The sequence below is a fragment of the Mucilaginibacter sp. dw_454 genome, from assembly GCF_018449775.1.
Classification (GTDB): Bacteria; Bacteroidota; Bacteroidia; order Sphingobacteriales; family Sphingobacteriaceae; genus Mucilaginibacter.
The window spans coordinates 108,717-123,689 of the sequence record NZ_JAAVVB010000008.1; the positions used below are offsets into that span (position 1 = coordinate 108,717).

Consider the following 14,973-nt stretch of genomic DNA (forward strand, 5'->3'; position numbering starts at 1 on the left):
GCTTTTCTTTTACATCAAGTTCGGCAAATAATCTCTAAGAATTAATTCTCAATAGCCGAAAACACTTCTAACAAAATGTTCCATTTGTGGCTGGCGTCAACCTCCCAGATGCGCACGTAGTTGTAATTGCTTACAATATCGCCTTTTTTAATACGGGCGCGGCCGTAGCTGTAGGCCAGGTCATTACTGGTTGAGCGGCCACCGCTGATAGTTTCGGCAGATATGGTAATGGCTTCATTGTTTAAAAACTTCATTACCTGCTCTGTACCAATCATTGGTTCAAAACCCGGGAAATAGTAACGGCCCTCAGGGCTTAAAAACTCTTTGTAAGCACCTAATGAAGATATGGTTAACCCCTGGTTCAGCATTTTGTCTGTAGCCAGGATAATGTTTTTACCGTTAAAGGGGTCTTTATTCTTTACCGGTTTTTTATCAGCGTCAGGCTCTTTAAAATCGGTTGTGGCTTCTTTCTCCATCTCCGGGTGCTGAATGCCTAAGTCAATCAGCAATTTCAGTTTACCATCGGGGTCGGCATGCCATACAGAAACGTAATCACCAAATACTTTATCGTCGTCAGTTTTGCCATTTTGGTACACGTACGGGCCAGCGGTAAATGCCAGATCGCCATCGTACGATATACGGGCTATTTTAGGTGTCCATTGTAAAGTGCCGGGCTGTTTTTCAACGCCTTCGTAAAAATCAGTTATTTTAACAACTCTTGGTTTAAAAACTATGCCTTCAGGATCGGCAACAGCTAAAAAGCCGGCTTTAATACCTTTGCGGGCAACCAGTTTATTGAAGGCATCTTCGGCATCAACTACTTTATTAACCTGCGCCGGGGCCTGGGCCAGGGCAGCTACGGTAAAACAAATAAAAGAGAGGGTAGCCAGTGCAATTTTTTTCATTTTTTGTGAGTTAGTGCAATTTTTGATTAATGTTTATCCCGGTTAATTACCGGGACCAAATATCTGCTATAATTTTATAAACGTTAATTTTTTGATTAAATTTTAGTCCAGTTAGTTCCTTCCTTGCTGTCTTTAAGCTGGAAACCTATTTGTTGCAAACCATCGCGTATTTTGTCAGAAGTGGCATAATCGCGGTTTACTTTGGCTTCGTTGCGTAAATTAACCACCAGGTCCAGCACTTTAGGCAGGTCGTCGTTAGCAGCCTGCTCGTTCTTTAAACCCAACACATCAAACACAAAAGTGTGGATGATGTTTTTTAAAATTTCAAGATTGGCCGTATCGATCTTCATTTTACCGTCGTGCACCGAATTGATAATGCGGGTAGCTTCAAACAATTCGGCAATTAAAACCGGGCTGTTAAAATCATCGTTCATGGCGTCATAGCAACGCTGTAATAATGGGGCAATATCCACATCGGTGGTGCCGGATGTTTTAAGTGTATCCAGTAAAGTAACGGCATTCATCAGGCGTTTAAAACCTTTGTCTGATGCGTCCATGGCCTCGTTACCAAAATCAAGGGTACTGCGGTAATGTGCCTGCAGAATAAAGAAGCGCACCGTCATGGGGCTATAACCTCTATCCAATATAGAGTGCTCACCGCTAAATAATTCATGCGGCAAAAAGCTGTTGCCTAATGATTTTGACATTTTTTGCCCGTTTACCGTCAGCATATTGGTATGGATCCAATAGCGGGCCGGGTTTTTATCGCAGCAAGCTATGTTCTGTGCTATTTCGTTGGTATGGTGCGTAGGCACCAAATCAATACCACCACCATGAATGTCAAACTGATCGCCCAGATATTTATGACTCATAGCAGAGCACTCCAAATGCCAGCCAGGGAAACCAACGCCCCATGGCGATGGCCATTTCATTAAATGCTCTGGTTTGGCTTTTATCCAAAGGGCAAAATCAAGCTTTCCTTTTTTATCATCCTGGCCGCCCAATACACGGGTATTGTTCAGCAAATCTTCCAGGTTACGGCCGTTTAGTACACCATAGTCATGCGTTGTATTATATTTCTCAACATCAAAGTAAACAGAGCCGTCAACCTCGTAGGCAAAACCGCGCTTCAGCATCACCTTGATCAGCTCTATCTGTTCAATGATATGTCCGGTAGCGGTAGGCTCAATACTTGGCGGCAGCGTATTAAAAATCTGTAACACCTCACGGAAACCAATGGTGTACTTCTGTACAATTTCCATAGGTTCTAACTGTGCCAGTTTGGCTTTTTTTGAGATTTTATCTTCACCGGTATCGGCATCTCCTTCTAAGTGGCCGGCGTCGGTAATATTACGTACGTAGCGTACCTTATAGCCTATATGGGTAAGGTAACGGAATATTAAATCAAAAGATATATAGGTGCGGCAATTGCCTAAATGTACATCACTATAAACAGTAGGGCCACAAACATACATGCCAACATGCGGCGCGTTAAGTGGTTTAAATTCTTCTTTTTTGCGGGATAAAGTATTGTAAACAAATAAATTTTGTTGCATGATGGCAAACTTACAATTTTTTGGTTTTAGTTACGCAGTTGTAGGAGACTGATTGACAGGTATCCCGAATTTTACAATCATACAACCTAATTATCTCGCCAATAAATCGGCATAAACCGGGAAATGGTCTGACAGTTTCTTTTCGACCACCGTATAACTGTTTACGCTAAACTGCGGCGAGGCCATGATATAGTCAATCTGGTAGTTCGGAAAATCGCCATTGTAAGTACGGCCAAGCCCAAAGCCTTTTTCGATAAAGGCATTTTTTAATCCTTTTTCCATCTGATTTACGGCGTATGATGCTGGGGTATCATTAAAATCGCCGGCTATGAGGTATGGATAAGGGCATTGTTTAGCATGTTCTTTAATTTTCGCCACCTGTTCGGCGCGTTTCAAGAAAGCGCGCTTTAGCTTCCCGCCTAATCGTTTGGTCGAACTGATATCCGGCTTACCATTTTTAGCTATTGTATCCAGGTATCGGTAATCTTGCGGACCAAAATTAATTGACTGTAAATGCACGCTATAAAATCTGAATGTATTATTACCCTTCCTGATGTCTACATATAAACATTGGTTACCACTATTACGCTGAGACAGCTGGATCATGCCCTTAGCAATAATAGGGTATTTGGAAAAGATACCTATACCATAAACTTCTTCATTATTACCTTCAAAGTTTTCTACATAAAAGTTATCAGAACCTACTATCCGTTTAATAGAATCGGTCATGGCAAACTGCCCGCGCTTGCGGCTGTAATATTCTTGTATGCCTATCACATCGGGTTGTTTGTCGGCTATAATGCTCAATATTTCGTGTTTGGTTGGAATGTCCTTAGCCGCGCCATATTTTTTAAAGCTATGAACATTATAAGTCATCAGCCTGATAGAATTAGGATCTGACGGTTTAGGCAAATTGCTGTTACCGGGATGCAAGCCTACATTGCTTTTGAAAACGCCGAAGCCAACAACAATGCCGATAACCGACAACAGCACCAGCCAGCTTTTACGCAGCAACCAGTAAAAAATTAACAATACATTAAAGAGTAACAAAGGCAAATAAGCCAGTCCAAAAAAAGCAACGATCCAGGTTTTACGCGGATCTGTAATTGGGGCAAGGTAAGAAATAAGCAAAGCCAGGCATAAACCGCAGTTTATCCATAAAAAGAATTTATCAATTAGGGTTAACTTACTTTTTTTCTTTGCCTTCATTTTTTGCTGGCGCGAAATAGTATTTCTTTTTCCTGCTTGCTCAGGTTTTCGTATCCGGTTGTCGAAATCTTATCCAATATACGATCTATTTCTTCCTGTCGCGGCGTGTCGCTATTATTTATGTCGCGATTGGTCGACGCCACTTTTAGTTTTGATCTCTTCTTAAATATTCCGGCTATGGCGCTTATCCAGTCGCGGCCTTTTTGTAGCTGATTTACATATACAAAACCCATCAATGCGCCGCCCAGGTGCGCAATTTCGCCGCCGGCATTAGACCCTTTAATGCCCCAAAAGCCCATCACCACATAAAAAATCGCTATCCACTTTAATTTAATAGGGACAACGCCAAAAAACATAATAGTATAGTTAGGGGCGATGGTAGCCGCGCCGGCAATAATAGCCATTACACTAGCCGATGCTCCAACAACCGTTGCAACCATGTACACCCCGTTATGCGTAAACATAGGAAACAGGTTATAGCTGGCTACAAACAGTACAGCCCCGGCAAATCCGCCTAATAAATATAGGCCCAGAATACGCTTGTCGCCCAAAAACTCTTCAAAGATCTGCCCCATCCAATATAACCAAAGCATATTGAATAATATGTGCCATATACCGTCATGCATAAACATGTAGGTTAGCGGTGTCCAGAAATGGGTAAGCAGGTGTGGTAAATACGAAGGTAAAGTCAGATAACTATAAGCCAGTACAGATACATTATCAGTGGTAAATAGCAAACTTTCAATGATAGACGTAACACTGATAGCCAGAAATACCAAAACGTTAATGCCAATAAGCAGGTACAGTTTACTGCCCGACTTAAACACCTTGTAATATATATTTTGCCAAAAACCCATACTCAATAAAATCCTCTGTTATATAAAATTACGCGGGCCCTGCAGTTTCCACAATTTCACCAATATAAAGCCTATGATAGCGCCGCCAATATGGGCAAAGTGTGCCACATTATCGCCACCAAACTGACCAATACCCATTGATATCTCTATGATAACATACACCGGAATAATATATTTTGCTTTAACCGGTACCGGGATAAACAGGATCATCAGCTCGGCGTTAGGGAAGATCATTCCAAAAGCTATTAATACGCCAAAAATCGCTCCTGATGCACCGACCATCGGCGTGTGAAATATATCATAGAGTTTTTGGGCGTTGTCGCCATACTGCAGATAAGATGATTCTAACTCGGGGAATGGTATATTAAGATGCCCGGTGATAGCATGTACCTCAAAAGCTTGCACGATCATCTGGAAAACCACCGCGCCAATGCCGCAGATAAAGTAAAAGCCCAGGAACTTTTGCGAGCTCATGGTATACTCTAAAATGGCGCCGAACGAGTATAGTGCAAACATGTTAAAAAGAATATGCTCCCAACCGCCATGCAAAAACATATAGGTTATTAACTGCCATGGCCTGAACATAGGCGAGTTAAAATAATAAACGCCAAAGTGCTCGCCAACCGGGTCAGCGGTGCCCGCGAAACCGTGGCTATAATATAGCGATACGCAAAAACATAGTATATTAATAATTAAAAGGTTCTTTAAAACCGGCGGCAGGTTAGAAAACGGTGATTGCATGTATGTATAAATATTTTATCTGCGGATGTTATTTTTCAAACCGCTCCAATAGTTCATTTAATGTAAAGGTACTAATTACAGGCTTGCCATTTAACGCCACGTTTGGCATCTGGCAGGCAAATAGCTGATCTGTCAGCTGGTTCATTTCCTCGGCCGATAGTTTGGTGCCGGATTTGATAGCGGCGTTACGGGCAAGCGACCGCGCCAGGTTATCGCGCTTGTCTAATTTTAATATGGTTTGGTTGTTTTTAAATCCTTCTAATAAATGCTCTAATAATTCGTGCTCCCCTACATTGTTTAGGTCCGCAGGGATACCATCTACTATCACGGTGTTCTTTCCAAATTCGCGGATATCAAACCCCAGTGCACGGATATCAGGCATCAGCTCTTTCAATAACTCAAAATCGGCCCCGTTTAGTGTGAGCGATTGCGGGAACAAGCTTTGCTGACTAACACCCGAATGGTTTTCCAGTTGATGCAAAAATCGCTCGTACAAAATACGCTCATGCGCCGCCTGCTGATTGATCAGCATAAAACCAGATTTAATTTGCGACATAATAAAACGGTTATGCACCTGGAAAAACTGTTTGTCGCTTGATTTTGCTATTTCCTGCTCGTTAACCGTTACGCTTTGTTCGGCATGTAGCTCGGTTTGCTCGGCGGATGTGTCCCGTTTGGCAATCTCATATAAGGTATCCCAATTTTGGGGGATAGGGTTAATACGATTGCTGCGATCAGAATAATTACCGCCACCACCATTGCCGCCCGATTGCCTTTCAAACGGAATCTCACGGTCGGTTTTGGCAAAAGGGTTAAAATTTGGATTGAAAGCAATCACCGGCGCTACAATCTCCTCAAATGGTTTTGGGGTGATGAGGTGCTCAATGCTATTCTCCTGGTCAAAATCCAGGCTTGGCGTAATGTTATATCGGCCCAAAGAACGTTTTACCGCCGACCGGATAATGGCATAAATAGCCTTCTCGTCCTGGTATTTTATTTCTGTTTTGGTGGGATGTACGTTGATATCAATTTTTGAAGGATCGATATCAATAAATAACACATACAGCGGATAGGTATCGTCAGGCAACAACTCTTCAAAAGCTGTCAGCACCGCATGGTTCAGATACGGGTCTTTGATAAAGCGGTTGTTCACAAAGAAAAACTGCTCGCCGCGGGTGCGTTTGGCAAACTCGGGCTTGCCCACAAAACCACGCAGATTGATGATCGTAGTATCCTCTTCAACCGGCACCAGGCGCTGGTTATAATTATTACCAAACAGGTGAATAATACGCTGCTTTAAGGTAGTCGCCGGCAAATGGTAAACCTCCTGCCCGTCATGGTGCAACGTAAAAAACACCTCCGGATGCGCCAGGGCCACGCGCTGAAACTCGTCTATAATATGACGCATCTCTACCGGGTTACTTTTTAAAAAGTTACGGCGGGCCGGTATGTTGTAAAATAAGTTTTTAACGGATATAGAGCTGCCGGCAGCAGTAGAGCACGGCTCCTGCTTGATTACTTCCGACGCTTCAATCGTTATATGACTACCCAGCTCATCTTCATGACGGCGCGTTTTTAATTCAACCTGTGCAATTGCCGCTATCGAAGCCATAGCCTCGCCCCTGAAACCCATGGTACGGATAGCAAACAGGTCCTCGGCTTTTTTTATTTTGGAGGTAGCGTGGCGCTCAAAGCACATACGTGCATCGGTACCGCTCATGCCGCAGCCATTATCTATCACTTGTATTAGCGCTTTGCCGGCATCCTTCACAATCAATTGGATCTTATCCGCCCCGGCGTCAATAGCGTTCTCTATCAGTTCTTTTACTGCGGATGCCGGTCGCTGCACCACTTCGCCGGCGGCGATCTGGTTAGCTACTGAATCTGGTAAAAGCTGAATTATATCTGACATTTATTAAATTTCCCTTCAATTACTTTTGCGCTGCTAAATTAGCTAATTAACGGCACAAGTTTGTATTTTGCACTAACAAACACCTACCTATGAAACTGATCACATTGCTGCTGTTTTTACTGCCGGTTAGCGCAATTTCACAGAACTTTAGTTATAACCAGGGCGGTACCAGCCAAAAAAACTATTACCAGGAAATACCTTATCTTAATATTAACGGCAAAATATTTGTCGATGTGGAGATAGCCGGTGGCAAGCATCGCTTTTTATTGGATACCGGCGCACCAACCGCAATCAGTAACGAACTGGCGGCGCAGATTGGCGCTAAAGTAATTAACCAATCTACCATTCATGATACCTTTCACCGTACCAACCCGGTAACTACGGTACAGGCAAATGGCATAAAGCTGGGAGACATTACATTTGACCAGATCCCGGCTATTACCGTAATGTCCGATCTTTATACCTGTTTTGGAGCCGATGGGGTTATAGGCAGCAACTTATTGCGCAATTCTATCGTCAGTATCGATAGTAAGCGGCATATGATCATCCTTACAGATCAAAAGAAAAAGCTGGCGCTCAAGTCAAAGAATAGTGTTGACATGATAACCAACGTCGGTGTACAAAGCGATCCGCAGATAAAAATCGTCCTTAAAAACAAACTTACACTCACCATCCCATTTGATAGCGGCGATAACGCCTTTTTGCGCATCGATGATAAAACTGTAAGGGATTTACGGCAATATACCTTATTTGATACCCTGGCAAAAGGTTACGGGGCCAGCGCAATGAGTATGTTCGGCATGCAGCAGGCCGATATAAAACACCTTTATAAAGTAGTTTTTTTTACCGTTGGGAATGGCCGTTTTGATAATCTGATCATCGAAAGTAACAAGGAGGTCATCCCGGCGATTGGCAGCAAATTGTTAGCGTATGGCGTAGCGACCCTCGACTTCATCCACAGCAAATTTTACTTTGATGCCTATCAGATCGAAACAGATCTTTCAGAAAAACAGTGGCCGCTCAGGCCTACTTTTGTTGGCAAACTCATTATAGGCGTAGTATGGGACAAGGCTAGTGACATTGTAAAGCAAGGCGAGCAAATCATTGCCATTGATGATAGGGATTATAGCAATGCCACATTATGTGAGCTATTGAATGACACTCCCCCGCTTTACGGCAAAGAGCAAGCTACACTCACCCTTAAAAATGCCCAAGGCGAGATCCGTAAGGTAACCATTAAAAAAGAATGAAAGCTATGAAACTAATCACATTACTGCTTTTGTTGCTCTCTTTAGGCGCTTTTGCGCAAACTGGTACCTACAACCAGGGTGGACCGGCTCAAAAAAATTATTATTGCGAAATACCATTCGAGAATATATATGGCAAGCTGTTTTTAAACGTCGAGCTAGCCGGCAAAAAGCATCGTTTTTTATTTGATACCGGTTCGCCCGTGTTCGTAACTCCCGAATTGGCTGCCGGGCTTAAAGCTAAGGTGCTCACGAAAGCTGCATCTACCGATGCTTATATGCATACCGACACCTCAATCGTAGTCCAGGTTAATGGCATTAAGCTGGGTGACATTACTTTTAATGGGATTCCGGCAATCTCAGCGTCTCCGGATTTTTATAAATGTTACGGGATAGATGGGGTAATTGGCAGCAACCTGTTACGCAAGTCCATCGTTAGTATTGATAACAAACGGCATGTTATCATCCTTACTGATCAGGCAGATAAACTTCACCTCGACCCCAAGAATAGTATGCCGTTTTCGTTCAAAGAAGGTCCGCAAAGCGATCCGGTTATTCATATGGTTATGGCCAATAAACTCGATCGGAATAACCCCATCAACATCAATATTCCGTTTGATACCGGCGACGAGGATTTTATAAGAATTGGCGATAACGAAGTTTCACAACTCAATAAATATAGCGTATTTGATACCTTAGCCAAAGGCTACGGCGCCAGCGCATTAAGTTATGGCGGTTTGCAGGACGCAGCCACTAAGTATCTTTACAAGGTGGCGCCATTTATGGTAGGTAATGCGCAGTTTTACAACCTGACCATAGAAAGCAATAAGGAGACAATACCGGCCATTGGAAGCAAGCTATTGAATTATGGGACGGTTACGCTGGACTACATCAACGAAAAATTTTATTTTGATGCCTATACCACGGTAAATGATCTGACCGAAAAGCACTGGCCCGTCGACCCCGCTTTCGTAAACAATAAATTTATAATCGGGATGGTTTGGGATCAGGCCAGGCTGCTGTTAAAACCAGGCGAACAGATCATGGCGGTAAACGATAAGGATTGCAGTAATATTACCATGTGCGACCTGCTGCAAAGCGGCCCTGGTTTGCATGCCGATGACCTGGCCACACTAACGCTTAAAAACGCCAAAGGCGAGATCCGCAAGGTAACCATCAGGCGGCGGTAGCCTGGCCCCGTAATATTTAAGATACTGGCCTAACTTTCTTCTGCTCCGGTTGTATATACTTTATATTTACAGCACATTACCACCGTATGAAGAAATTATGGCCCCTGCTGTTGCTTTTTGTAGCAGCCTGTAAGCAAAAGGAGTACAATGCCGATCTGTTTGTAAAAAATGCGGTAGTTTATACTGTCGACAGCGCGTTTACTGTAACCAATTCATTTGTGGTTGATGGCGGGAGGATTGTGGCAGTTGGCGATTCGACTACTTTATCCGAAAAATATCTGGCCCGCGAGGTGATTGATGCCCGGGGCAAAACCGTTTATCCGGGTTTTATAGATGCACATGCTCACTTCCTGGAATATGGACTGGGTCTGCAACAAGTAAATCTGAAAGAGCTGAAAAGCTGGCAACAGGTACTGGATTCGGTTAAAGAGTACGCTACAAAAAACCCTGAAGGTTGGGTGGTGGGCAATGGCTGGGATCAGAATTTATGGGTCGGCAGTAAATTTCCGGATAAAACTAAGCTGGATGCGCTATTCCCGGTGCGCCCTGTAATTTTGAACCGGGTTGACGGCCATGGCGTTATTGTAAACCAGGCTGCTTTAAATATAGCCGGTATTAAGCCCGGGCAAACCATACCCGGAGGCGAAATTGAAACCGTAAACGGCAAGCTTACCGGCGTTTTATTGGATAATGCGGTAGGCATTGTCACCCGCAAGATCCCCGATCCCAGCGATACACTGATTACCAATGCGCTACTAGCCGCCCAGCGCAATTGCATTGCCGACGGTTTAACCACCGTTGACGATTGCGGGTTACCTTATACCATGGTAAATACCATTTCAGAACTACAGCACCGCGGCTCGTTAAAAATGAGGATGTATGTACTGCTATCTGATCGCCAGGAAAACTATGATTACTTATTTAAACGCGGTGTATACAAAACTCCGGGATTGGACGTGCGCGGCTTTAAAGTTTATGCTGACGGCGCGTTGGGTTCGCGTGGGGCAGCATTATTAAAGCCCTATTCAGACCAGGCTAACTGGAATGGCTTTTTACGCAACAATCAAAAACATTTTGCAGATGTGGCCATGCTTATCGCTGCCAAAGGTTTTCAGATGGCTACCCATGCCATTGGCGATTCGGCCAACCGGGTAATGCTGAAAATATATGCCAGCGTACTAAAAGGCAAGAATGATCGCCGCTGGCGGATAGAGCACTCGCAGGTAATTGCTCCCGAGGATCTGGATATGTTTGGTAAATATAATATCATCCCATCGGTACAACCTACGCACGCTACTTCTGACATGTACTGGGCGGGCCAGCGCCTGGGGCCAAAGCGTTTAAAAACAGCCTATGCTTATAAACAACTGCTGGCGCAAAACGGCTGGCTGCCTTTAGGTACCGATTTCCCGGTAGAGGATATTAACCCGCTTTATACTTTTTATGCCGCAGTGGTACGCAAAGATCTAAAGGGCTTCCCGGCCAAAGGTTTCCAGATGGAAAATGCCTTAACCCGCGAAGAAGCATTAAGAGGCATGACAATATGGGCGGCAAAAGCTAACTTTGAAGAGAAAGAAAAAGGCAGTATTGAGGTGGGTAAATATGCCGACTTTGTCATTACCGACAAGGACCTGATGAAAGACAATAGCGCCGATTTGCCAAAGATCAAAATATTAAAAACCTATATAAACGGAGAAAAAGTATATGAAAGAAAATAAGCTGAATTGCTTAATATTATTGCTACTGGCATTTACCTTATTTAATTCTGCATGTGCGCAAACCTCCGGTCAGGCCTATTTAAAAGAAGAGAAGCTTGTCGAGAAATCGACCGTGCTTTTAAACAACGAAGACTACCTGGTACCGCTGCGAAACATTGGTAATCTAAAAATCGTCAGCATGCATTTGTCAAACCCATATGCGCGGGCTTTTGATAGTTTGCTGAATAAATACACAAAAGTTACCTCGCTTGATATTGCTGATCATACAGGCCGCACGGTATCTAATCTTAAGACTGATATCCGTTTATACAATACACTTATTATCCAGGTTACCGAGGCCGATTTGAGCAGTACTACGCTGATGCAACTCATCACCGATCATCAAAAAAAGAAAAATATAATTGTAGTTTATTGGGGCAAATCATCAGGTTTGTCAAAGCTAGATGAGATTACCGCCCCTATCCTTTACTCCGAAAAAGCAACTGACGTAGGAGCACAATTTGCGGCACAGGCTATATTCGGTGGTGTGGCTATCACCCAAAAACTAACTGAAAATATCAATCCGCATTATAAATCAGGGATGGGTTATCTCACTGAGAAAACCCGCCTGGAATATACGGTGCCCGAGGCCGTCGGCATTAACAGCAGTAACCTGCAGGACATCGACAAAATAGCCCGCGAAGCGATGGACGAGCATGCTACGCCGGGTTGTGTAGTTTTAGTAGCAAAGGATGGCAAAGTGATCTTCAACAAGGCCTACGGTTATCACACCTATGCAGCCGATGCGCCTGATAAGCTGACCGATATTTTCGATATCGCTTCCATGACCAAGATCTCGGCTACCACAATGGCTACAATGCAATTATATGACGAGGGCAAGTTAAACCTTGACTCTACCATCGCCAATTATTGGTCGGTTACTAAAAATACCAATAAAGCCGGATTGAAACTACGCGAGATCTTGACGCACCAGGCCGGCTTGATCCCGGATATCCCTGGTTTTGACCGGATAAAACCTGCCGATCATATCGCTGACTCATCTGCAGCTTACCCGATAAAGGTTAATAACGGTTACTTTCTGCGTAAAAACTATTATACCGATATCATGCTGCCGGCTATGCTCAACTCGCCACTAAAAACGCGCGGGCAATATGTGTACAGCGATTTGAGCATGATCTTTATGCAACAGGTAGTGGAGAATATCACTAAAACACCTTTGCAGGATTATGTACAGCAGCAATTTTATACCCGGCTAAGCATGCAGACCGCAGGCTTTTTGCCGCTTTACCGTTTCTCGCCGGATAGGATTATACCATCAGAGGATGAGCAGGAGTATCGCCACTCTGAATTGATAGGTTATGTCAACGATCCAACGGCTGCTTTAATGGGTGGCGTAGCAGGCCATGCGGGGGTGTTTGCCAGTGCAAATGACATTGCTATACTTTACCAGATGGTATTGAACAAAGGTATTTACGGTGGCGATGTATTCTTTAAGCCAGAGACAGTTGATCTGTTTACCGCCAAGCAATCGGCTGTTAGTCGCCGTGGCTTAGGTTTTGACCGTTGGGACCCGATACCCGAGCATCATTATCCGTCGGAATTAGCATCGCCCGAAAGTTATGGCCATACCGGCTATACCGGCACCTGCGTTTGGGTCGATCCTAAATATAACCTGGTATACGTATTCCTGGCTAACCGTTGTTACCCAAAAGTGGGCAGTAAATTGGGGAGTTTGAATATTCGCCCAAGAATACAGGATGTTGTTTACAAGGCCATTGCTAAAGGAAAGTAATTAACCCAACTTGTCATTTCGAAATCAGAGCACCTGATTAAACTCCAGCCGTTCTCCATCGGGCCCGGTAATATTAAAATACTTACAGCCGTTTTTCCAAAACTGCAAAAACACCGGCTCGGGTTCTATAATGTTAAAGCCGCCGTGTTGCATTATAGCGTAAGCTTCGTCAATATCGGCCACGTCAAAAGCAACGTGGTCAATATGGCCGTCTTTGCGGGCGGCAATTTCAGGTAAGATAGCAGCAGGCATTTGGTATAGTTCAATGATCATGTTATGACGCTTCATCATCACACAAGTACCTTGCTCGCCGTTATGGTCGAAATGCCTTTCCATCACATTTAAGAAACCAAGCCTGCTGTAAAACGAAGCGGAATTTACCACATTGGTTACCGGTATGCCTATATGCTGTATGGCTTTGATATCGAGCTTTATTGCTGTTTCCATTTTTGAAGGTATTACTAAATAACGGCAAAAAGGAGGTGTAGTGTTTTCCTTAACAAATTAATATTACAAAATGCAAACACTTAATCGCCAAATTGCTGTTAAACTTGCATAATTAATTATCACAACAAGCCAGATCTACCTTAAATGAAAATCGGAATTGTCTGTTACCCAACCTTTGGTGGTAGCGGTGTTGTAGCAACCGAGCTGGGCAAGGCCCTGGCCGATAACGGTCACCAGGTGCATTTTATCACCTATAACCAGCCTGCCCGCCTGGATTTTTTCTCTGAAAACCTTTTTTACCACGAAGTTTCGGTATCTAAATATCCACTATTTGATTACCCGCCATATGAGCTTGCCCTGGCCAGCCGATTGGTAGATGTGGTGCGTTTTGAGAAACTGGATATTCTGCATGTACATTACGCTATTCCGCATGCTTCGGCTGCGTTTATGGCTAAACAGATCTTGCTAACCTACGGCATCTATATCCCGGTAGTTACTACGCTGCACGGTACAGATATTACGCTGGTAGGTAAAGACCGCACCTACAAACCGGTGGTTACTTTTTCTATCAATAAATCTGACGGTGTTACCGCCGTTTCTGAGAATCTAAAGAAAGACACTTACGAGTTTTTTGATATTGAGAACGATATCCGGGTGATCCCTAACTTTATCGACCTAAAACGTTTTAACCTGCAGGCGAAGGACCACTTTAAAAGAGCCATAGCGCCCGAGGGCGAAAAAATACTGATCCACACGTCCAACTTCCGTAAAGTAAAACGTACAGATGATGTGGTAAGGATCTTTGCCAGGATCCGCGAAAAGATCCCCTCAAAATTATTAATGGTGGGCGACGGCGGCGAGCGCAGCGATTGCGAGCAATTGTGCCGCGATTTAGGAGTTACTGACGATGTACGCTTTTTGGGTAAACAAGATGCTATTGAAGAGATTCTTTCGGTGTCTGATCTGTTCCTGATGCCGTCGCAGTCTGAAAGTTTTGGTTTGGCAGCGTTAGAAGCCATGGCTTGCAAGGTACCCGTAATCAGTTCGAACGCCGGCGGTTTACCTGAACTGAATGTAGATGGTGTAACCGGTTACCTGAAAGATATTGGCGATGTGGAGGGCATGGCAGAAAAATCAATCTATATTCTGAGCGACGAGGCCCGTTTAGCAACGTTTAAAGAAAATGCTTTGGCCCGTGCTAAAGAGTTTGACCTGGCTAAGATTTTGCCAGTGTATGAGAATTACTATCTGGAGGTGATTGAGAAAAGTAAGGCGACTCAATAATATCCTGACAACCGTTTGGCTAAAGCCAAATTATTGTGTCTTAAGTTCCGTTGGCTAAAGCCAACGGCAATGAATAATGGATGATAATAGTTGCTTTCTAAGATCAAACTATTTC

12 protein-coding genes are annotated in these 14,973 nt (G+C 43.8%); 5 read left to right on the forward strand and 7 right to left on the reverse strand.

The window, feature by feature from the left end; translation table 11 throughout:
- Nucleotides 1–41 precede the first annotated feature (41 nt).
- From HB679_RS19630 to mutL, 6 genes are all read right to left on the reverse strand, one after another.
- Nucleotides 42–905 carry a hypothetical protein gene (locus HB679_RS19630; RefSeq protein WP_214073733.1) on the reverse strand — a complete coding sequence of 288 codons (864 nt, stop codon included), beginning with the start codon at nucleotides 903–905 and terminating at the stop codon, nucleotides 42–44.
- Nucleotides 906–1,000: 95 nt separating this feature from the next.
- Complete coding sequence (cysS, locus tag HB679_RS19635) at nucleotides 1,001–2,461, reverse strand: cysteine--tRNA ligase (protein WP_214073734.1); 1,461 nt, start codon at nucleotides 2,459–2,461, stop codon at nucleotides 1,001–1,003.
- A 90-nt stretch (nucleotides 2,462–2,551) separates the two neighbouring features.
- Nucleotides 2,552–3,670: an endonuclease/exonuclease/phosphatase family protein gene (locus HB679_RS19640; protein WP_214073735.1), complete on the reverse strand. Its 1,119-nt coding sequence runs from the start codon at nucleotides 3,668–3,670 to the stop codon at nucleotides 2,552–2,554.
- Nucleotides 3,667–4,527, reverse strand: coding sequence for a rhomboid family intramembrane serine protease (locus tag HB679_RS19645; RefSeq protein WP_214073736.1), 861 nt, complete (start codon nucleotides 4,525–4,527; stop codon nucleotides 3,667–3,669). Before HB679_RS19645 ends, HB679_RS19640 begins: the two co-directional genes overlap by 4 nt.
- A gap of 18 nt (nucleotides 4,528–4,545) precedes the next feature.
- Nucleotides 4,546–5,268 (reverse strand): rhomboid family intramembrane serine protease, encoded by a 723-nt coding sequence (locus tag HB679_RS19650; RefSeq protein ID WP_214073737.1) that lies wholly within the window; start codon nucleotides 5,266–5,268, stop codon nucleotides 4,546–4,548.
- 28 nt (nucleotides 5,269–5,296) lie between these two features.
- Entirely contained in the window at nucleotides 5,297–7,180 is a 1,884-nt protein-coding gene (gene mutL, locus HB679_RS19655; RefSeq protein ID WP_214073738.1) for a DNA mismatch repair endonuclease MutL, read from the reverse strand.
- Between the two features lie 89 nt (nucleotides 7,181–7,269).
- Between mutL and HB679_RS19660 the strand changes: the two genes are divergently transcribed.
- The 4 genes from HB679_RS19660 to HB679_RS19675 all read left to right on the forward strand — a co-directional run bounded on the left by HB679_RS19660 (nucleotide 7,270) and on the right by HB679_RS19675 (nucleotide 13,127).
- A complete protein-coding gene (locus tag HB679_RS19660) occupies nucleotides 7,270–8,430 on the forward strand; it encodes a retropepsin-like aspartic protease (RefSeq protein WP_214073739.1) in 1,161 nt (386 codons plus the stop codon).
- Nucleotides 8,431–8,435: 5 nt separating this feature from the next.
- On the forward strand, nucleotides 8,436–9,617 hold the full coding sequence (locus HB679_RS19665) for an aspartyl protease family protein (protein WP_214073740.1): 1,182 nt from the start codon (nucleotides 8,436–8,438) through the stop codon (nucleotides 9,615–9,617).
- Nucleotides 9,618–9,703: 86 nt separating this feature from the next.
- Nucleotides 9,704–11,335: an amidohydrolase gene (locus HB679_RS19670; RefSeq protein WP_214073741.1), complete on the forward strand. Its 1,632-nt coding sequence runs from the start codon at nucleotides 9,704–9,706 to the stop codon at nucleotides 11,333–11,335.
- Entirely contained in the window at nucleotides 11,322–13,127 is a 1,806-nt protein-coding gene (locus HB679_RS19675; protein ID WP_214073742.1) for a serine hydrolase, read from the forward strand. Before HB679_RS19670 ends, HB679_RS19675 begins: the two co-directional genes overlap by 14 nt.
- A gap of 24 nt (nucleotides 13,128–13,151) precedes the next feature.
- Here the strand turns inward: HB679_RS19675 and HB679_RS19680 are convergent, their stop codons facing one another.
- On the reverse strand, nucleotides 13,152–13,574 hold the full coding sequence (locus tag HB679_RS19680) for a VOC family protein (protein WP_214073743.1): 423 nt from the start codon (nucleotides 13,572–13,574) through the stop codon (nucleotides 13,152–13,154).
- 144 nt (nucleotides 13,575–13,718) lie between these two features.
- On the opposite strand from HB679_RS19680, the gene bshA reads away from it, so the two are divergent.
- Nucleotides 13,719–14,858 (forward strand): N-acetyl-alpha-D-glucosaminyl L-malate synthase BshA, encoded by a 1,140-nt coding sequence (bshA, locus tag HB679_RS19685; protein WP_214073744.1) that lies wholly within the window; start codon nucleotides 13,719–13,721, stop codon nucleotides 14,856–14,858.
- Nucleotides 14,859–14,973: the final 115 nt, after the last annotated feature.